This is a genomic window from Pseudarthrobacter albicanus (assembly GCF_018224015.1).
GTDB lineage: Bacteria > Actinomycetota > Actinomycetes > Actinomycetales > Micrococcaceae > Arthrobacter > Arthrobacter albicanus.
Window position 1 is genome coordinate 15,461 of record NZ_JAGPOT010000061.1, and the last position, 18,971, is coordinate 34,431.

Below are 18,971 nucleotides of genomic sequence, written 5' to 3' on the forward strand. Positions count from 1 at the left end.
TTCTATGAGTCGACGCGCTCCATTGATTTCTGCCTCGCCGAGGCGGTAGGTTCAGGACACGACCCACGGCATCGGCGTGGGGAGCTGTGCCCGCAGGAGGACTTCAGTGAGCTTGCGACCCCTCACCCCGCAGGAGCGTGCCGACGCTTTGCACAAGGCGGCCGCCGCCAGGACCGCCCGTGCCACCGCCAAGGAGCGGCTCAAATCGGGGGAGCTGACCATCGCCGAGGTCATCAGCTCCGGCGAGTCCGACGAGGCCATCGCCAGGATGCGGATCGTGGAGCTGCTGGAGGCGCTGCCGGGAATCGGACAGGTCCGCGCCGCGGCGATCATGAAGCAGCTCGGCATCGCGGCGTCCCGCCGGGTCCGTGGGCTGGGAATCCACCAGCGCCGGGCGCTGGTAGATTTCATAGGTAACAAGTAGACGTTCCCCGCCAGATTCAGACTGACCCGATCCAGACTGACCAGATTCAGACCAATCAGAGTCAGACAGCGCCCCAAAGGAATATGTGAGCAAGAAACCGGGACTGACAGTCCTCGCCGGCCCGACGGCTGTTGGCAAAGGCACCGTGTCCACCTACATCCGGGACAACTACCCCGGCGTCTGGCTCTCCGTCTCGGCGACGACGCGTCCGCCCCGGCCGGGGGAGCTGGACGGCGTCCACTACTTCTTCAAGTCGGCCGAGGAATTCGATTCCCTCGTGGCAGACGGCGCCCTCCTCGAGTGGGCCGTGGTCCACGGCCGGAACCGCTACGGCACGCTCCGCAGTACGGTGGACGCCGCGATCGCCGAGGGCCGGGCCGTGCTGCTGGAAATCGACCTGCAGGGTGCCCGGCAGGTCAAGGAGGCAGTCCCCGACGCCCAGTTCGTGTTCCTGAAGCCGCCGAGCTGGGACGAAATGGTCCGCCGCCTGGTGGGCCGCGGCACGGAATCAGTGGAGGAACAGCAGCGCAGGCTGGAAACCGCTAAACTAGAACTTGCCGCTGAACCGGAGTTTGACCACAGCGTCATCAATGATGACGTTCGACGGGCAGCGGACGAGCTTGTTTCACTCATGGGGTTGACCCCGAACCCGCGCTAGGCGCCGGGACGTATCGGCCCGTTAGAATTTGGAGAATTCGTGTCCACGAACCTTGAAGGCATCATCAACCCGCCGATCGACGAGCTGCTGAAGGCTGCCGACTCGAAGTACGGACTGGTGATTTTCGGTGCCAAGCGCGCACGGCAGATCAACGCCTACTACGCCCAGCTGCACGAGGGCCTGTTCGAGTACGTCGGCCCGCTGGTCGACACCAAGCTGAACGAGAAGTCGCTGTCCATCGCCCTGCGCGAGATCAACGAAGGCAAGCTCGTTTCCACGCCGGTCGAAGCGGCAGAGTAAATCCGCAGACGCTGACGGAGATCACGTGCGCATAGTCCTCGGAGTCGGGGGAGGGATAGCGGCCTACAAGGCCGCGTCCCTCCTCCGGCTTTTTACTGAAGCCGGGCATGACGTGACGGTCATCCCCACGGAGGCGGCCAGCCGGTTCGTCGGCGTCGCCACCTGGGAAGCCCTGTCCGGACACCCCGTCACCAGCAGCGTCTTCGACGAGGTCCCCACCGTCAACCACGTCCGGCTGGGCCACGAGGCCGAGCTGATCGTGGTGGCCCCGGCCACCGCGGACCTGCTGGCGCGCGCCGCCACCGGCCAGGCCGGCGACCTGCTGGGCACCACCCTGCTGATGGCCCGCGGCCCGGTGCTGATGGCACCGGCCATGCACACCGAAATGTGGCGCCACCCGGCAACCCAGGCCAACGTCGAAACCCTGCGCAGCCGCGGCATCACGGTCCTTGAGCCCGCCAGCGGCCGGCTGACCGGCGCGGACTCCGGCCCCGGCCGCCTGCCCGAACCCGAGGCCATCTTCGAGGCCGCCCTGGCCCTGGCCGGCGCCCCGGCCGTACCCGGCACGCTCCCGGCGTCGGCTTCCTTCCCCGTGCCGTCTGCCTTTCCCCCGCCGTCTGCCAGCCAGCCCCTCGCGGGCTTCACCGTCACCATCAGCGCCGGCGGCACCCGAGAGCCGCTGGATCCCGTGCGGTTCCTGGGCAACCGGTCCTCCGGCAAGCAGGGCGTGGCCCTGGCCATTGCCGCCCGCGACGCCGGCGCCCGCGTCCGGCTGCTGGCCGCCCACATGGAAGTCCCCGCACCGGACGGCGTCGAACTGGTGGAAGTGGAGACTGCCCTGGAACTGCGCAAGGCGGCGCTGCACGCCGCCGCAGACTCCGACGTCGTCATCATGGCCGCCGCCGTGGCGGACTTCCGTCCGGCGGATGTCTCCGGGACCAAGATCAAGAAGCGCGACGGCGTCGCCGATCCGGTCATCTCACTGGTGCGGAACCCGGACATCCTGCAGGAACTCGTCGAAGTCCGCGACGCCGCCTCCCGCCACCAGCTGATCGTCGGTTTCGCCGCCGAAACCGGCGACGCCGAGGGCGACGTCCTCGAGTACGCCGCGGCCAAGCTGCGCCGCAAGGCCTGCGACCTGCTGGTGGTCAACCACGTGGGCCAGGGCAAGGTCTTCGGGCAGGACAGCAACTCCGTGGTCATCCTTTCCCGGTCCGGCTCCGAACCCCAGGAGGCGGCCGGTTCCAAGGCCGACGTTGCGGCGGCCGTGCTGGACCGCATCAGCGCCGAACTGAGCCGGGTTGTCCCGCCCGCCTGAGGCCGGCGTAAGCAACGTCTCCGTAGCACAGGGACACACGCCGCCGGACGTCCGTTTTCCAACCAGTAAGGTAGTTGAGTGACTTTACCGCTGCACATCCCTGATTTCCACGGGTCCACGCCCGCCTCGCTCCGGCTGTTCACGTCAGAGTCGGTGACCGAGGGGCATCCCGACAAGATCTGTGACCAGATCAGCGATGCGATCCTCGACGCGCTGCTGGCCAAGGACCCCGAATCCCGCGTTGCCGTGGAGACCCTGGCCACCACCGGCCTGGTCCACGTCGCCGGCGAGGTCACCACGGACGCCTACGTCGAGATCCCCCAGATCGTCCGGGAGACCATCCTCGGCATCGGCTACGACTCCTCGGCGAACGGCTTCGACGGCGCCCGCTGCGGCGTGTCCGTCTCCATCGGCCAGCAGTCCAACGACATCGCCGGCGGCGTGTTCAACTCCCTCGAAGCACGCGAAGGACGCCAGGAGGACGATTACGACCTCCAGGGCGCGGGCGACCAGGGCCTCATGTTCGGCTACGCCAGCGACGAGACCCCCTCCTACATGCCCGTCCCGATCTGGCTCGCGCACCGGCTCTCCGAGCGGCTCACCGAGGTCCGCAAGAACGGCCTCCTCGGCTACCTCCGCCCGGACGGCAAGACCCAGGTAACAGTGGGTTACGACGGCGACCGGCCGGTCTCCGTCGAGACCGTCGTCATCTCCAGCCAGCACGCCGAAGGCGCCAGCCTCGAGCAGCTCCGCGCCGACCTGGCCGAGTACGTGGTCGATCCCGTCATGGCGCTGTCCAACCTGGACATCTCGCGGACCAAAAATATCCTCAACCCCGCCGGGGCGTTCGTCATCGGCGGACCGGTCGGCGACGCCGGCCTCACCGGCCGCAAGATCATCGTCGACACCTACGGCGGCATGGCCCGCCACGGCGGCGGCGCCTTCTCCGGCAAGGATCCGTCCAAGGTGGACCGCTCGGCGGCCTACGCGATGCGCTGGGTCGCGAAGAACGTCGTGGCCGCAGGACTCGCCAAGCGCGCCGAAATCCAGATCGCCTACGCGATCGGCCAGGCCCGCCCGGTGGGAACCTACGTGGAGACCTTCGGGACCGAAACCGTGGACCCGGCCCGGATCAGCGCCGCGATCGCCGAGATCTTCGACCTGCGCCCCCGGGCCATCATCGACGCCCTCGACCTCAAGCGCCCGATCTATGCCAAGACCGCCGCCCACGGCCACTTCGGCCGCGAAGATCCCGATTTCACCTGGGAACGGCTGGACCGGGTGGATGACCTCAAGGCATTCTTCAACGCCTGAGGCGTTACTGCCGGTGCTTTTAATGTCACTGCGTCAGATGTCACTGCCTTAAATGTCACTGCTGTGTGATGTGCTGTAGCCAGGCCCCGATCCGGGGGCCTGGCTACTCTTTATTGAGCCGCTTCTTTATTGAGCAGCGCAGATTTATTGAGCAGCGCAGAAGCTGTTGAACCGCTGCTGAAGGGAGGGAGGTGCCATGACGCCGGTCCATGGCGGCGCGACCGCGCCGGATGAACCCCTCCAGCTGTCCCTGCTCCACGGCTTCCCGCCGGCCCGCATGCCTGCCGCCGGCCCCGTCCTCGCGGCGGAACTGCCGGTGGCGCGGGTGCTGCTCGAATCCTCCCTCCCGCACCTGGACCGGCCGTTCGACTACAGCGTCCCGGCCAGCCTTGATGCCGCGGCGCAGCCCGGCACCCGGGTCAAGGTGAAGTTCAACGGCCAGGAGCTTCCCGGCTACCTCGTGGACAGGACTGCGGAATCCGACGCCGGACACACCCTGGTGCCGCTGCACAACGTCGTCTCGCCCGTACCGGTGCTCACGCCGGCCGTCCTTGAACTCGCCGGCCGGGTCGCCGCGCGGTACGCCGGAACGGTCAGCGACGTCCTGCGCGTCGCCGTGCCGCCCCGGATGGCCAAACTGGAAAAGGAGTTCGCGCCCGGCGGGCGCCTGGACCCGGCACTGTTCGCGGCCGGAACCGCTCCTGAAACTGCGGCAGAGACCGCGGCAGCACCGGCCGCGGGCTGGTCCGCCTACCGCAACGGCCCGGCCTTCCTCCAGCACCTGGCTGCGGGGGAGTCCCCGCGCGCCGTGCTGAGCCCGCTGCAGGGCTTCGGCCCGGCAGGCTGGCCGCACCTGGTGGCGCAGGCCGTCGCCGCCGTCCGCCTGTCCGGCCGCGGCGCAGTCGTCGTGGTACCCGACTACCGCGACCTGGAGCGGGTGGAGGCCGCGCTCCTCGAACTCCTTCCCGCCGGCGACATCGCCCGCCTCGCCGCGGATGACGGCCAGACGCCCCGCTACCGGAGCTTCCTGCGGCTGCTCAGCGGCGCCGCCGGCGTCGCCGTCGGCACCCGCTCCGCCGCGTACGCGCCGGTCCACCGGCTCGGGCTCGTCATCTGCTGGGACGATGGCGACGACCTCCACATCGAGCAACGCTCCCCGTACGCCCACACCCGCGAGGTGCTGCTGCTCCGTGCCGGCCAGGAGGGTGCCGCGTGCCTGCTTGCCGGCCACGCGCGCAGCACCGAGACGCAGCGGCTCGTCGAGTCCGGCTGGGCCTGGCCCGTCGAGGCGGAACGGACCGTCGTGCGGCGCACCGTCCCGCGGGTGCTCAACACGGCCGACAGCTTCGAGCTGGAGCATGATCCGCTGGCCCGGGTCGCCCGGCTGCCGGGCGCCGCCTGGCGTGCCGCCAAGGAGGGCCTGGAACGGGGCCCCGTGCTCGTCCAGGTGGCCCGGTCCGGCTACGCCCCCTCGCTGGCCTGCGAAAACTGCCGTGAACCGGCACGCTGCACCGCCTGCAGAGGCCCGCTGGCCATCGCCGGGTCCAGCGGCAGCTCCGCGGTGCCGCAATGCCGCTGGTGCTCCACCCCCGCCCCCGCCTGGCGCTGCGGCACCTGCAACGGCACCAGGCTCCGGCGGGGCGCCACGGGGGCGCTCCGGACCGCCGAGGAACTGGGCCGGGCCTTTCCCGGACAGCCGGTCGTCACGTCCTCCGGGGACCGCGTCCTGGCCGGCGTTCCTGACACCACGGCGCTTGTCGTGGCGACGGTAGGGGCCGAGCCGGTCGCCGCCGGAGGCTACGCCGCGGCCCTGCTGCTGGACGGTGACTCGCTGCTGCGCCGGGAAAACCTCCGCGCCGGGGAAGACGCCGTCCGCCGCTGGTTCAACGCCGCCGCCCTCGTCCGCCCGGCACCGGACGGCGGCCTCGTGGTCATCACCGCCGACGACGCCGCCGGCGTCGGTGCCCTGCTGCGCTGGGATCCCGCCGGCTATGCCCGCCGGGAGCTGGACCTGCGGCAGGAGCTCCAGCTTCCACCGGCCGTGCGGATCGCGTCCGTCACCGGCGGCCGGACCGCCGTCGGGCATTTCACCCAGGCCATCGAACAGCGGCTGGGCGCGCAGGGGATCATGCTGCGGACGGCAGGGCCCGCACCGCTGGTGCTCGCAGGGGCCCCAGCGGCCAGCGCCGGCAGCCCGGCGGCGGCGCGGCAGCCACCGCGGGAGGCCGGCGAGGACGTCCGGACGCTGATGTTCATCCCCTACGCCCAGGCCACGGAGGCCACCAGGGTGATGCGTGCGGTCAAGGCCGCCGCTGCCGCCAAACGCAGCGACGATCCTGTGCAACTGCGGCTCGACGGCGTCGACGTCCTCTAGGAAAGTGTTCCCGGAGCACGCTTGCGGCCCCGCATCGCCACGGCCTCTGCGGCCGCGTCCACTAGCCGGCGCGCCGATTCGTCCCAGCTGAAGCCGGCGGCACGCTCCACCGAAAGCCGCGAGCGGGCCTTCCACAACTCCGGCTGCTCCAGCGTCCGCACGGCCTGGGCGAACTCCGGGGGTGAGTCCGGGTGCACGTAGCTGGCGGCGTCTCCGCCCACTTCCCGGAAGATCGGGATGTCGCTGGCGATGACGGGGGTGCCGTGGGACATGGCCTCCACGAGCGGGAGCCCGTAGCCCTCCGCCCTGGACAGGCTGATCAGGGCGGTGGTGCGGGCCAGCATGGCCTCGTACTCGGCGTCGGTGACGCCGTTGTGGAACACGATCCTCGCGCCGTCCGGGGCCAGCTGCTCCAGCTCGGCGCGGCGCTCCGGGCTGATCCGGCTCAGCAGGTGCAGGGTCATGTCCGGCAGTTCCGCCATGCCCCTGATCATGGTCTCGACGTTCTTATAGGGCATGAACGAACCCATGTAGAGCAGCGTCTTGTCCGCGCCCGCCCCGGGGTCCCGGGGCGTATGGCCGTGCTGCGGGGCGTTGCCCACGATCCGGACGGGCCGCTTCGTGAGCCGGTACTTCGCGATCAGGGCCGCGGTGGTGGAGCTGATCGTTGCGACGACGTCGGCCCGGTTCAGCAGGAGGCGCTGCGGCCAGAAGGCCTTGTGGTACAGGCGCCAGAGAACCCGGACCGGGGCCGGCAGGAACCCGGGCGGCGCCGGGTGCTCGTAGTAGATCAGATCGTGCAGCGTCAGCACCAGGGCGTACTTCCGGCCCCAGGTCCCCATCGTCTGCATGGGGCAGACCACGACGTCGGCGCCGAGCCTGTTGACCCTCGCCGCCACGAACAGCTCGGCGGGGGAGAGCGGGCTGTTGATCAGGGTGTACGGCACATCGGGCAGGAGCGCCAGCTGGCGGACGTCGCTGATGAGCATGGAGACATCCGCGATCCTTGCCGCCGCCGCGATGAGGCTGGCGCCGTAGCGGCTGATGCCGTCGTGCTGGTCCAGCCTGGTGAAGCGGGCATCGATCAGAATTTTCACGCGGTGTGGTCCTTCAGGAAGCGCCGGATGAAGCCCGCGGCAGGTTCCGGGGTTTCGTAGTGGATCAGATGCCCGACGCCCGGAATGACTTCCAGGGTCCCGTCCGGGAGCAGCGCCACGAGCTTGTGCTGGTCGGGGAGCATGGCGATCTCGTCCTTTTCCCCGGCGATCAGCAGCACGGGAAGCGTCAGGGCGCGGGCCACCTCGGACACATTGCTGCCGACGGAGGCCTTGAAGGCCTCCAGCAGGCTGTCCCTGTCGGCGAAGGCGGCGAAGTAGGCGCTGTGCTGGGCGTGGACAAACCGCCGGAGGTCCCTGTCCCTGGTCTTGGCCATGGCCTCGCTCATCGCCCGGACGATCAGCTGGCTGCGGAGCAGCGCGAGTCCGAGCCGCGCAGGGAGGCGTGCGGCGGCCTCGTAATACAGCACGGCAAGCTTGGTCATGACGCCTTTGGGCCCCTCGAGGGCGGGGGCCGCAATCGGGTTGATCAGGATCAGCTCCGAGACTGCGCCGGGGTTGGCCGCCACGAAGTGGCCCGCGACGATCGAGCCGAAGGAATGTCCCAGCAGCACCGTCTCCGGGCCCAGGCCCAGGGCAGCCATGAAACCGCCGATGAACCGGCCGTAGCGGTCGACACTGTGTCCGCCGCCCTCGAACGCGGCGGAGCTGCCGAACCCGGGGAGGTCAGGCATGATGAGGCGCATGTCCGGCAGCTGGTCGGCCACCCGGAGCAGGCCGTGGTGGTCGCCGCGGAAACCGTGGATGACCAGGATGGTCCTGGTCTCCGGGGTCACGACGACGGGCTCGTAGCTCCAGTAGGCGACCCTGCCCCCGTCGAGGTCCACCGCCGCTGCCCGGGTGCGGGCGGCGAGCTCAGCACTGAAAAGGGGCGCGGGGGTGGGCACAGTGTCCACGTGTTCCATTCGTTCGGATCCTAGTTGACGGTGTCGGGGTGGGAGCCGGTGCGGACGCCACGCTCCAGGGCGGCAAGGGCTTCCATATCCGCCGCATCGAGGGCGAAGCCGAAGACGTCCAGGTTCTCCCGGAGCCGCGCGTAGGAGCTCGCCTTCGGGATGACGGCATTGCCCAGCTGGACGTGCCACCGGAGGATGATCTGCGCCGCGGTCCGGCCGTGCGCCGCAGCAAGCTCCAGCACCACCGGGTCCTGCAGGACCCGGCCGCGGCCGAGCGGGCTCCATGCCTCGGTGGTGATGCCGAGCTTGCGGTGCAGGGACCGCAGCTCCTCCTGCTGGAGCCAGGGATGGAGCTCGACCTGGTTCACGGCGGGGACCACCTCCGCGGATTCCAGCAGATGGTCCAGGTGGGCGGGCTGGAAATTGGAGACGCCGATCGCCCGCACCTTGCCCTCGCGGTACAGCGTTTCCAGGGCCCGGTAGCTCTCCGTGTAGAGCCCGCGCGCGGCGCACGGCCAGTGGATCAGGTACAGGTCCACGTATTCCAGGCCGAGGTTGGAGATCGTGGTGTCGAAGGCGCGCAGGGTGGCATCGTAGCCCTGGTCGTCGTTCCACACCTTGGTCGTGACGAACAGGTCCTCGCGCGAGAGCGCCGGAAAGGCTTCGCCTGAACCTCCCCGGGCGTCATCGCTGGCGGAGAATCCGGACAGCGCCCCGATGCCCCTGCCGACGCCGGTTTCGTTGCCGTACATGGCGGCGGTGTCGAAGTGCCGGTAGCCGGCTTCCAGGGCCATCGTGACGATTCCGGCGGCCTCCGCCGGGGGAACCTTGTAGAGCCCGATTCCCAACTGGTCGATGAGGACGCCATTGTTGAGGCCGAGCCGGGGCGAGGGTTTCATAGCATTGACTTTACCGACTCCGCGGCCTGCCGCCCCAAGGGACAGGCCGTCCCGGCACGATCAGGACAGCCCGTCGAACCTGACCAGGCGCCGGGCGCTGGCCTCGTCCAGGATCAGGTCGGTGGCCAGGCCCGCGGCCAGCGCGCCGCGCAGCCCGTTGATCTTGGAGGCACCGGACACCACACAGATACGACGCCGCACCTGGCGGAGCTGGGCGAGGTCCGGGCCCGTGGAGCGTTCGTTGAGGGTGATCCCGTCCGTGGAGCCGTCCGCCCGGAAGAAGACCGTGGCGACGTCCCCCACAACGTCGGAACGGGCCAGCACGGACAGGTCATCCTCGTCCAGGTAGCCGCCGGCATAGACATGGCTCGGGTAGTCGGCGTCGACCGATCCGACACCGAAAATCGCGATGCTCATTCGTGACTGCAGCTTCAGGACCCGTTGAACACTGCGCTCATTCCACATGGCCGTTTTGGTCGCGGCGTGGTCGAAGAACGCCGGGACCGGGAACTGCTCCACCCGTGCATCGTACGCGCGGCCGAAGCGCCGCATGATGTCCGAGGCGTACGTGATGCCCGTGGTCTGCATGTTCCCGGCGCCGTTGAGCTGGACGACCACGCTGTCGTGGGTGATCTTCCGCGTCAGGTGCCGGCTCACGGCGCTCAGGGTGGAGCCCCACGCCACCCCGATGATGGCGTTGGAGTCCACCAGCGGGCCGATCGTCCGGGCTGCCTGCATGGCCACGCGGTCCAGTGTTTCCGCCTCATTGAGCGTGTCCACGACGGGAACAACGTGCACATCCACCTTGTAGTCGGCCCGGATCATGCTCTCCAGTTCGGGCCCGGTGTCCAGCGGGCTGCGGATCTGGATCTGCACGAGACCGGATTCGCGGGCCGCCGACAGGAGCCGCGAAACCGTGGACCGGGACGTCCGGAGTTCGCGGGCGATCGCGTCCATGGTCAGGTCCTGAAGGTAATACAGCTGGGCCGCGCGGAGGGCGTCGGAGTGGCGCGAGGGTGTCATTACTTTTCCGTCCTGCACGTTTGTGCATAGAGCTTGACTCCATTTTCCATTACTCCAAACAATAGTGTTGAACGGCGCCGCGCCCTAGGGCTCGGCGCATCTGGCCAAACCCAAGGAGCAGTATTGGGACACAAGGATTCATCCCGCATCCCGGCCCCCGCCGGCGGCCGCGCAGCGGTGCAGAAGCTGCGGACGCGGCGGCACGCGCAGGTGCTCATCATCGGTGGCGGCATCAACGGGGTGGGCACCTTCCGGGACCTGGCACTGCAAGGTGTGGACGTGGCCCTCGTCGAACGCGGCGACTATTGCCAGGGCGCCAGCGGCGCCTCCTCGCACATGATCCATGGCGGCATCCGGTACCTCGAAAACGGCGAATTCCGCCTCGTGCGGGAGTCCGTGGTCGAGCGCAACCGCCTCCTGCGCATCGCTCCCCACTATGTAAAACCGCTGCAGACCACCATTCCCATTTTCAGCACCTTCTCCGGCGTCCTCGCCGCACCGCTGCGCTTCCTGACCCACAGGCGACAGGGCACACCCCGGGAGCGCGGAGCCTTCCTGATCAAACTCGGCCTGGGCCTGTACGACTTCTTCTCCCGCGACGGCGGCCCGGTGCCGCGGCACCAGTTCCGCGGCCGCCGGCATTCCCTCGCCGAGCTGCCACGGCTGCACCCGGGCGTGAAGTACACCGCAACGTACTTCGACGCCTCGGTGCACAACCCGGAGCGGCTGACCCTCGACGTGCTGCAGGACGGTGAAAAGGCCGGCGCGGCAGGCGGCACGGCCCGCGCCAGCAACTACGTCTCGCTAGTTTCCGGGCCGGCCGGCGGAGCCGGAACGGGAACCGGGGCCGGAACGGGAACCGGGGCCGGAACGGGCGGTACCGTCAGGCTCCGCGATGAGCTCACCGGGGAGGACTTCGACTTCACTGCGGACGTCATCGTGAACACCACCGGTGCCTGGGTCGACCTGACCAACCAGGCCATGGGCGCGGCCTCGTCGTTCATGGGCGGCACCAAGGGCTCGCACATTGTGCTGGACCACCCGGAACTGCTGGCGGCGTGCAACGGACGGGAGATCTACTTCGAACACGCCGACGGCCGGATCGTGCTGATCTACCCGATGGGGGACCGGGTCCTCGTGGGCACCACCGACGTGGAGGCGGACCTGGCCGAGGACGCCGTCTGCACCGAAGCCGAGATCGACTACTTCTTTGACCTGATCGGCCAGGTGTTCCCGGAGGTGGCGGTGGGCCGCGGGCAGATCGTCTATTCCTTCGCGGGCGTGCGCCCCCTGCCGAAGCACGACGCCACCCAGCCCGGCTTCGTCAGCCGGGACTACCGGATCGAACGCCGCGCCGGGTCCGCCGGCGGCGCAACGGGCGCGGCGGCAGCCGGCGGCGCCGTCGTCCTCAGCCTCGTGGGCGGCAAATGGACCACCTTCCGGGCCCTGGCCGAACACCTGAGCAATGACATCCTCGCCGAACTCGGCATGGAACGGAAGGTCTCGACGGCGAAGCTCCCCATCGGCGGCGGCGCGGGCTTCCCGGACACTGAGGACGGCATCCAGCGCTGGATCAAGGCGCACATGGCAGCAGGCCGCGGTGCCGACCGCACCGCCGGGCTGCTGGTCCGGTACGGGACCCGTGCCGCGGACGTCATCGCCTTCCTCGACGGCGCGCCGGACAGCGACGGGAACAGTGCGCCGGACCGGCTCCTGCACTCCACCCGTGAACTCAGCGTCCGCGAACTGGAGTTCATGGCGCAGAACGAGCAGATCGGGCACCTGATCGACGTCCTGATCCGCCGCACCCCGCTTGCTTTCCGCGGCCTGGTGACCGGCGAACTGCTCAACGAAGTTGCCGGTCTCCTGTCCGGCCCGCTCGGCTGGGACGCGGCAACGCGGGCCTGGGAAATCAGCCACGCCCAGGAGGTGCTCCAGCGGTTCCACGGCGTCCGGGTCCACAGCCTGGTCGCCTGACACGACTTGCGGGACCGGGCAGGGAAGCCCGGGAGCAAGGACTGCACGGTCCGCCCCGGCGGCCGGCGCAGTGGCCGGCCGGCGGCGCCAACGCAAGGCCGGCAGCACGGCCCTTCAAACCCGCGAAGGGCCGACAACAGAAAATAGAGGAGAGTCAAAGATGTCTCTTGGATTAGTTTTCCTGTCTGAAGTATTCGGAACCATGATGCTCACCCTGCTGGGTTGCGGCGTGGTGGCCAACGTTGCGCTGAAGGGCACGAAGGGCAACGCTGGTGGTTTCCACCTGGTGAACTGGGGCTGGGGCCTCGCGGTCATGGCTGGTGTGTTTGTTGCTGCCAAGTCCGGGGCCCATCTGAACCCCGCCGTGACTCTGGGCATCGTGTCCAGCGGTGCTAAGGAATTTGTCCCCGGCATTCCCGTTGATGCCGCATCGATCTTTACCTACTTTGGCGGGGAACTGGTGGGTGCCTTCATCGGTGCCGTGGTCTGCTGGCTGGCCTACAAGCAGCACTTCGACGAGGAGCCGCTGGCCGCCAGCAAGCTGGCGGTGTTCTCCACCGGTCCGGCCCTGCGCAGCTATGGCTGGAACGTTGTCACGGAAATCATTGGAACCTTCGTGCTGGTCTTCGTGATCCTGATGTTCGGCAAGAGCGCCGCCAGCCTTGGCCCGCTGCCGGTTGCCTTGTTGGTTGTGGGCATCGGCGCTTCCCTCGGCGGGCCGACCGGCTACGCCATCAACCCCGCCCGTGACGTGGGCCCGCGCATCGCCCACGCCCTGCTTCCCATCAAGGGCAAGGGGTCCAGCGACTGGGCCTACTCCTGGGTGCCGATTGTCGGACCGATCATCGGCGGCGTGCTGGGCGGCCTGATGTCCCAGTGGGTTCCGATAGTCGTCAAGTAGTCCCCGCGTCAAGATTTCCTGCATCCGTTCCTACAGAAAGAAACAACGATGTCTCAGTATGTAATTGCCATTGACCAGGGCACCACGTCAAGCCGCGCCATCGTGTTCGACCACAGCGGCCACATCGTCTCCTCAGGGCAGATGGAACACGAGCAGATCTTCCCGCAGGCCGGCTGGGTGGAGCACAACCCCGTCGAGATCTGGAACAACACCCGCGAGGTCATCGGCTCGGCCCTGTCCAAGGCGAACCTGACCCGGCACGACATCGCCGCCGTCGGCATCACCAACCAGCGCGAAACCGCCGTCGTGTGGGACAAGACCACCGGCGAGCCCGTGTACAACGCGATCGTGTGGCAGGACACCCGCACGCAGCCGATCGTGGATGAACTGGCGAAGGACGGGGGAGTGGAACGCTTCAAGCAGAAGGTGGGCCTGCCGCTCGCGACCTACTTCTCCGGCACCAAGATCAAGTGGATCCTGGACAACGTCGAGGGCGCGCGGGCCAAGGCGGAAGCCGGCGACCTGGTGTTCGGAAACACGGACTGCTGGGTGCTCTGGAACCTGACCGGCGGGACGGACGGCGGCGTGCACGTCACCGACGTGACCAACGCGTCACGGACCATGTTCATGGATCTCGAGACGCTGTCCTGGGACGAGGAAATCCTGGCTGCCTTCGGCGTTCCGGCCTCCATGATGCCGGCCATCAAGTCCTCCTCGGAGGTCTACGGCACGGTGCACACCTCCCAGCTGCTGCGCGAGGTGCCCGTTTCGGGCATCCTGGGCGACCAGCAGGCGGCGACGTTCGGCCAGGCGGCGTTCGAGGCCGGGGAAGCCAAGAACACCTACGGCACGGGCTGCTTCCTCATCTTCAACACGGGTGAGGAAATCGTCCACTCGAAGAACGGGCTGTTGACCACGGTGGGCTACAAGCTCGGCGACGCGGCGCCGCACTACGCCCTGGAGGGCTCGATCGCGATCACGGGCGCCCTGGTCCAGTGGCTGCGGGACAACCTCGGCATGATCAGCAGCGCCCCGGAAGTGGAGACGCTCGCGGCCTCGGTGAAGGACAACGGCGGCGTGTACATTGTTCCGGCGTTCTCCGGCCTGTTCGCCCCGTACTGGCGCTCCGACGCCCGCGGCGCGATAGTCGGCCTGACCCGGTTCGTGAACAAGAGCCACATCGCGCGGGCCGCGCTGGAGGCCACCGCCTTCCAGACCCGCGAGGTGCTCGACGCCGTCAACGCGGACTCCGGCGTGCCGCTGACCGAGCTGAAGGTCGACGGCGGCATGGTCGCCAACGACGCCCTGATGCAGTTCCAGGCGGACATCCTCGGCGTTCCGGTGATCCGGCCGAAGGTCGTGGAAACCACGGCGCTGGGGGCCGCCTACGCGGCCGGCCTCGCCGTCGGCTTCTGGAAGGACCTGGGCGAGTGCTCGGCCAACTGGTCCGAGGACAAGCGGTGGGAACCGTCGATGGAGCCGGGCGAGCGGGACCGCCAGATGCGCCTTTGGAAGAAGGCCATCACCAAGTCCATGGACTGGGTCGACGACGACGTCAGGTAAGCCAGCGCACAACCTGCACACAACGGGAGCTCCGGCCAGGTAAACCTGGCCGGAGCTCTTTTCTGCCCTGTTGTTTATGGTGCCTGTCCGGCGTCCGGTCAGGACGCGCCACCGGAGGGGGTTGAAACGACCGCGTGGGGCGTCTTGGCGTAGACGTCCTTGCTGACCGTGTACCCCCGCCGGTCCTGCTGCAACGCCTGCTCGTTGACGCTTTCCAGCTCCCGGCTGCTGAGTTTCTTGATCTTGACCAGGGCCATAGTCTCCTGGTCGTCCCCGCCGTCGGGCGTGACCTGGATCAGACCTGTCTTCTTTGAATAGAACTTGTGCTGGGTGCCGGCGACGCTTTGCGGCTCCCGCGGGTTGGATTCAACGATCTCCACCACATCGTCGTAGCAACCTGTCGGGACGCAGACGCGTTGGTCCTTTTTCAGGACCTTCGCGCAGTCCAGGAAGTCCACGCTGGGAGCGAAGGCCTGGGGATAAGCGGGGGACTTCGGGCGGGGGTGGTCCAGCATGGCGATTCCCGCCTGGGCCTTGTCGATTCCGCTGATGAAGGTGCTTGGCGCGCCTGCGAGCTCCCCGTTTTCATACTCTTCGGGATACTCGCCGAACAGCCACACGGTCCCTTTCTTCGTCTCGGCGAAGAGGGCCAGTTCTGATTCCGCGAGCTCACCGTCGGTGAAGTCCCGGTCCCACACCACGACGGTGTTGACGCCGTCGATCTTCTTGGTCAGACCGGTCACCGTGGAGATGACCGTGCGCTCTTTCGTCGTGCCCTCCGTCTTGGAGAACACTGTGCCGGTCGTGGTGAACTGCATGCCGGGCTCGAGCGGGAACCACTTGTTCTCAATCTCCGGGGTGCGCGGGAAGGCTGAGCGGTCTAATCTGATCGCCGTGCCTGTTCCGCAGAGGTCCTGGGGATTGGTAGCCGCCGCCGTCGCCGTGGCTGCCGACGTCACCGTCAGCGTACCCAGCACGAGCAGAACTGCGGAGCCGTACGCCGTGAATCGTGTTCTTCGCTTCGACATCTGTTTTAGCCTCTCCTAGTGGTGGGTTGGTTGCGGCTAGACGGCCGGGGCCGGCTCGGCCTGACGGGGCCGGCGCTCACGGGCAGGACGCCGTTTGGCGAACCGCAGGTAGAGCGACGGGACGATGAACAGGTTGACCAGGGTCGAGGTGACAAGGCCGCCCAGGATCACCACCGCCATGGGGTGTTCGATCTCGTGACCGGGAATATTGCCCATGACCACGAGCGGAACCAGGGCGAGGGCGGTGGCCAGGGTGGTCATCAGGATCGGCGACAACCGCTCGGCAGCACCACGCAACACCAGTGCCGGGCCGAAGGCCATGCCCTCGTACTTTTCCAGGTGCTGGCAGTGGTTGATGAGCAGGATGCCGTTACGGGCTGCGATACCCATGACCGTCAGGAAGCCCACGAGCGAGCCCAGGGAGAGGATCCCGCCGCTGAGATGGGCGGCCAGGACTCCCCCCACCAGGGCAACGGGCAACGTCAGGATGGCCAGTGTGGCCAGCCGCCAGCTCCGGAATGCTGCCTGGAGCAGGAGGAAGACGACGAGGACCGCGCCGATGCTGTAGACGAGCAGGCGCTGTGCCGCCGCCTGCCGCTCCGCATATTCGCCAAGGATGTCCACGCTGTAACCGACGGGGAATTCCACCGACTGGAGATCGGCCTCCAGCTTTTCCACGACCTTGGCCAGGTCGCCTTCCTTGACGTTGGCACTGACATCGAGACGCCGGGACCCCTCCGAGCGTTCGATCACGTTCGGTGTCGGCTTCACCGAGATCCTGGCGACATCTGCCATCCTGATTTTCTCCCCGCCCGGGGTATCCAGGGGGAGGTTCTCGATGCTCGAGACACTGGTCCGGATTTCCGGCGGGCTCCACACCTGGACGTCGTAGGCCTTGCCGCCCCGGTAGACATCGCCCACTTCTTCGCCGGCAACGAGCGTGGCCGCGGCGCGCCGGACGTCGCCCGGTTTCAGGCCGTAGCGGTTGGCCGCGGGCAGGTCCACCTCAACATCGACCTGCGGCACGTTGACCTGCAGGGCAACCTTGGCGCCAATCGCGCCCTCGATTCCGCCGAGGACCTTCTTGACCTTGTCCGCCTGCTGGCGCAGCACCGGAAGATCGTCCCCGTACACCCGGACGACGATGGAGTAGCCGGTGCCCGTCAGCACTTCGCGGACACGTTCCTTGAGGTAGGTTTGGACGTCCCGGTGGATTCCGGGATATCCGTCCACGATTTCCTGGACGGACGCGAGCGTTTCGTCGTAGTCCACCGAGGGGTCGATGCTGATCCAGTTTTCACCGAAGTTGACGCCCACCACCTCGTCGGCCGCGAAAGCCTGCCCGATGTGGGAGCCGCAGTTGTTCACGCCGGGTACCGTCATCAGTTCCTTGCAGGCCAGCTGGCTGACGCGCACTTCTTCGGAATTGGACGTGCCGGGCTGGGTGACCCAGTGCATCAGGAAATCCCGTTCCTTGAAGGAAGGCAGCAGGGACTGTCCCAGCAGCGGTGCCGCCACAATGCCCACGACGCCGAGGGCCGCCACGGCGAGGTAGCCGGGGACCGGCCGGCGGACACTGGGCCTCAGTACAGCCCTGTACCAGCGTTTGAGGACCCTGACCAGCGGCGGGTCCCGGTCCTCCAGCTTCGCATTCCGAAGGAAGATGTAGGCCATGGCCGGGGTCACCGTGAGTGCCACGAGCATGGACGCCATCACCGCCAGCGTGTAGGACGTGGCGAGCGGACGGAAGAAGGCCCCGGTGAGGCCGTCCAGGAAGAAGATCGGCACCGTGGCGGCCACGATAATCAGGGTGGCGTACACAATCGGGCCGCGGACCTCCAGCGAGGCGTTGACGACCACCCGGGCGGTGCTTTCCGTTCCGCCGCTTGCCCGGTGCTGGCGCAGCCTTCGGACGATGTTTTCGACGTCGATGATGGCATCGTCCACCACCACCCCGACGGCGATCACCAGGCCCGCAAGCACCATCGTGTTAACCGTGCCCCCTGTCCAGTAGAGCACCAGGGCAGCGGCAACCAGCGACAACGGGATGGCCACGACGCTGACCAGCGCGGTCCGCCACTGGAAGAGGAAGAGGCTCAGCACCAGGACCACCAGGAGGCAGCCCAGCAGGAGAGCGACGCTGAGGTTGCCGAGGGATTCCTCAATGAACGACGCCGGCCGGAACAACGTGGTGTCCACGCTGATCCCGGTTAGCCCGGGCTGGAGCTCCTTCAGGGCCTCTTCGACTCCACGGGTCACCTCGAGGGTGTTGCCCCACGGCAGCTTCTCCACTATGAGCATCAGCCCGGGCCCGCCGTTGATGACCGCGTCACCGATCAGCTGCTGATGGTCCTCCACCACGTTCGCGACGTCGGCGAGCCGCAGCGGAGGCTCGCCCTGTTCGCGCTCCACAGCAACCTGGGCGAGTTCCGCCGGTGAGGTGATGGGCTGTACGTGCCTGATGCTCATGGTCTGGCTGGGTGTTTCGAGCGCACCTCCGGTACCGATCAAGGCCCCGGGGGAGTACTTGAGCAGGCCCGCGTCCAGGGCATCGGAGGTGGAGCTCATCACGTTCTCCAGCGTGACGTTGTGGGCGGCCAGCTTGGCCGGGTCCACCTGCACCTGCAGCATCTGGAGCCGCTCCCCCCAGATCGCGACGTTCGCGACCCCCGGGACCCTGAGCAGGTGTGCCCTGATGTTCCAGTAGGAAAGCATGGACATCTCGATGAGGGAGCGGGTGTCGGAGGAGAGGCCGATCTTCATGACGCGGCTCGTGGAGGACAGCGGCTGAAGCATCAGCGGGGGCGCCGCCCAGGTCGGCAGCGTCGGGATGACTGTTGCCATCCGCTCGGACACCAGTTGCCTGGCCGCGAGCAGATCGGTGCCGGCCTTGAACTCCATCACAATCGATGAAAGTTGGGACACCGACTTGGACCGCATCTGGTCCAGGCCGTCGATGCCGTTGAAGGCCTCTTCCATCGGAACTGTGACAAGTTCCTCGACTTCAGAGGCCGTGAGGCCCAGACAAGCCGTCTGGACCTCAACCCGCGGCGGTGCAAACTCCGGAAAGACATCCACCGAAGCATTGCTCAGTTGCGTACCGCCGACGATCATGAGGGCCGCCGCCATCGCTATGATGACGGAGCGGAACCTCAGGCTTGCTGCGATAATCCGGCGCATG

Annotated in this window: 15 protein-coding genes; 9 read left to right on the top strand and 6 right to left on the bottom strand. The window is 67.8% G+C overall.

The annotated features are described in order from the left end of the window. Positions 1-106: 106 nt before the first annotated feature. From mihF to J9611_RS14070, 6 genes are all read left to right on the top strand, one after another. Positions 107-424 carry an integration host factor, actinobacterial type gene (gene mihF / locus J9611_RS14045; RefSeq protein ID WP_211881002.1) on the top strand — a complete coding sequence of 106 codons (318 nt, stop codon included), beginning with the start codon at positions 107-109 and terminating at the stop codon, positions 422-424. 85 nt (positions 425-509) lie between these two features. Continuing rightward, positions 510-1,082 carry a guanylate kinase gene (gene gmk / locus J9611_RS14050; RefSeq protein ID WP_211881004.1) on the top strand — a complete coding sequence of 191 codons (573 nt, stop codon included), beginning with the start codon at positions 510-512 and terminating at the stop codon, positions 1,080-1,082. 39 nt (positions 1,083-1,121) lie between these two features. Then, positions 1,122-1,382 carry a DNA-directed RNA polymerase subunit omega gene (gene rpoZ / locus J9611_RS14055; protein ID WP_211881006.1) on the top strand — a complete coding sequence of 87 codons (261 nt, stop codon included), beginning with the start codon at positions 1,122-1,124 and terminating at the stop codon, positions 1,380-1,382. 25 nt (positions 1,383-1,407) lie between these two features. Then, positions 1,408-2,700 carry a bifunctional phosphopantothenoylcysteine decarboxylase/phosphopantothenate synthase gene (locus J9611_RS14060; protein WP_211881008.1) on the top strand — a complete coding sequence of 431 codons (1,293 nt, stop codon included), beginning with the start codon at positions 1,408-1,410 and terminating at the stop codon, positions 2,698-2,700. Between the two features lie 78 nt (positions 2,701-2,778). Next, entirely contained in the window at positions 2,779-4,014 is a 1,236-nt protein-coding gene (gene metK, locus J9611_RS14065; RefSeq protein WP_211881010.1) for a methionine adenosyltransferase, read from the top strand. 196 nt (positions 4,015-4,210) lie between these two features. Continuing rightward, positions 4,211-6,388, top strand: coding sequence for a primosomal protein N' (locus tag J9611_RS14070; protein WP_211881012.1), 2,178 nt, complete (start codon positions 4,211-4,213; stop codon positions 6,386-6,388). Here J9611_RS14070 and J9611_RS14075 read toward each other — a convergent pair. From J9611_RS14075 to J9611_RS14090, 4 genes are read right to left on the bottom strand one after another with little or no spacing between them, the layout of a single operon-like run. After that, positions 6,385-7,485, bottom strand: a complete 1,101-nt coding sequence (locus J9611_RS14075; RefSeq protein WP_211881013.1) for a glycosyltransferase family 4 protein — start codon at positions 7,483-7,485, stop codon at positions 6,385-6,387. The two genes, J9611_RS14070 and J9611_RS14075, sit on opposite strands and share 4 nt — an antisense overlap. Further along, positions 7,482-8,408: an alpha/beta fold hydrolase gene (locus J9611_RS14080; RefSeq protein WP_211881015.1), complete on the bottom strand. Its 927-nt coding sequence runs from the start codon at positions 8,406-8,408 to the stop codon at positions 7,482-7,484. Before J9611_RS14080 ends, J9611_RS14075 begins: the two co-directional genes overlap by 4 nt. Before the next feature lie 11 nt (positions 8,409-8,419). After that, positions 8,420-9,298, bottom strand: coding sequence for an aldo/keto reductase (locus tag J9611_RS14085; protein WP_211881017.1), 879 nt, complete (start codon positions 9,296-9,298; stop codon positions 8,420-8,422). A 60-nt stretch (positions 9,299-9,358) separates the two neighbouring features. Further along, positions 9,359-10,321 (bottom strand): sugar-binding transcriptional regulator, encoded by a 963-nt coding sequence (locus tag J9611_RS14090; RefSeq protein ID WP_211881019.1) that lies wholly within the window; start codon positions 10,319-10,321, stop codon positions 9,359-9,361. A 123-nt stretch (positions 10,322-10,444) separates the two neighbouring features. Between J9611_RS14090 and J9611_RS14095 the strand changes: the two genes are divergently transcribed. From J9611_RS14095 to glpK, 3 genes are all read left to right on the top strand, one after another. Then, positions 10,445-12,298: a glycerol-3-phosphate dehydrogenase/oxidase gene (locus J9611_RS14095; protein ID WP_372447792.1), complete on the top strand. Its 1,854-nt coding sequence runs from the start codon at positions 10,445-10,447 to the stop codon at positions 12,296-12,298. 160 nt (positions 12,299-12,458) lie between these two features. Then, positions 12,459-13,199, top strand: coding sequence for an MIP/aquaporin family protein (locus tag J9611_RS14100; protein WP_211881021.1), 741 nt, complete (start codon positions 12,459-12,461; stop codon positions 13,197-13,199). A gap of 48 nt (positions 13,200-13,247) precedes the next feature. Further along, positions 13,248-14,762 (top strand): glycerol kinase GlpK, encoded by a 1,515-nt coding sequence (glpK, locus tag J9611_RS14105; RefSeq protein WP_211881023.1) that lies wholly within the window; start codon positions 13,248-13,250, stop codon positions 14,760-14,762. A gap of 98 nt (positions 14,763-14,860) precedes the next feature. Here the strand turns inward: glpK and J9611_RS14110 are convergent, their stop codons facing one another. After that, positions 14,861-15,790, bottom strand: coding sequence for a hypothetical protein (locus tag J9611_RS14110; RefSeq protein ID WP_211881025.1), 930 nt, complete (start codon positions 15,788-15,790; stop codon positions 14,861-14,863). Between the two features lie 36 nt (positions 15,791-15,826). Continuing rightward, complete coding sequence (locus tag J9611_RS14115) at positions 15,827-18,970, bottom strand: efflux RND transporter permease subunit (protein WP_211881027.1); 3,144 nt, start codon at positions 18,968-18,970, stop codon at positions 15,827-15,829. Position 18,971: the final 1 nt, after the last annotated feature.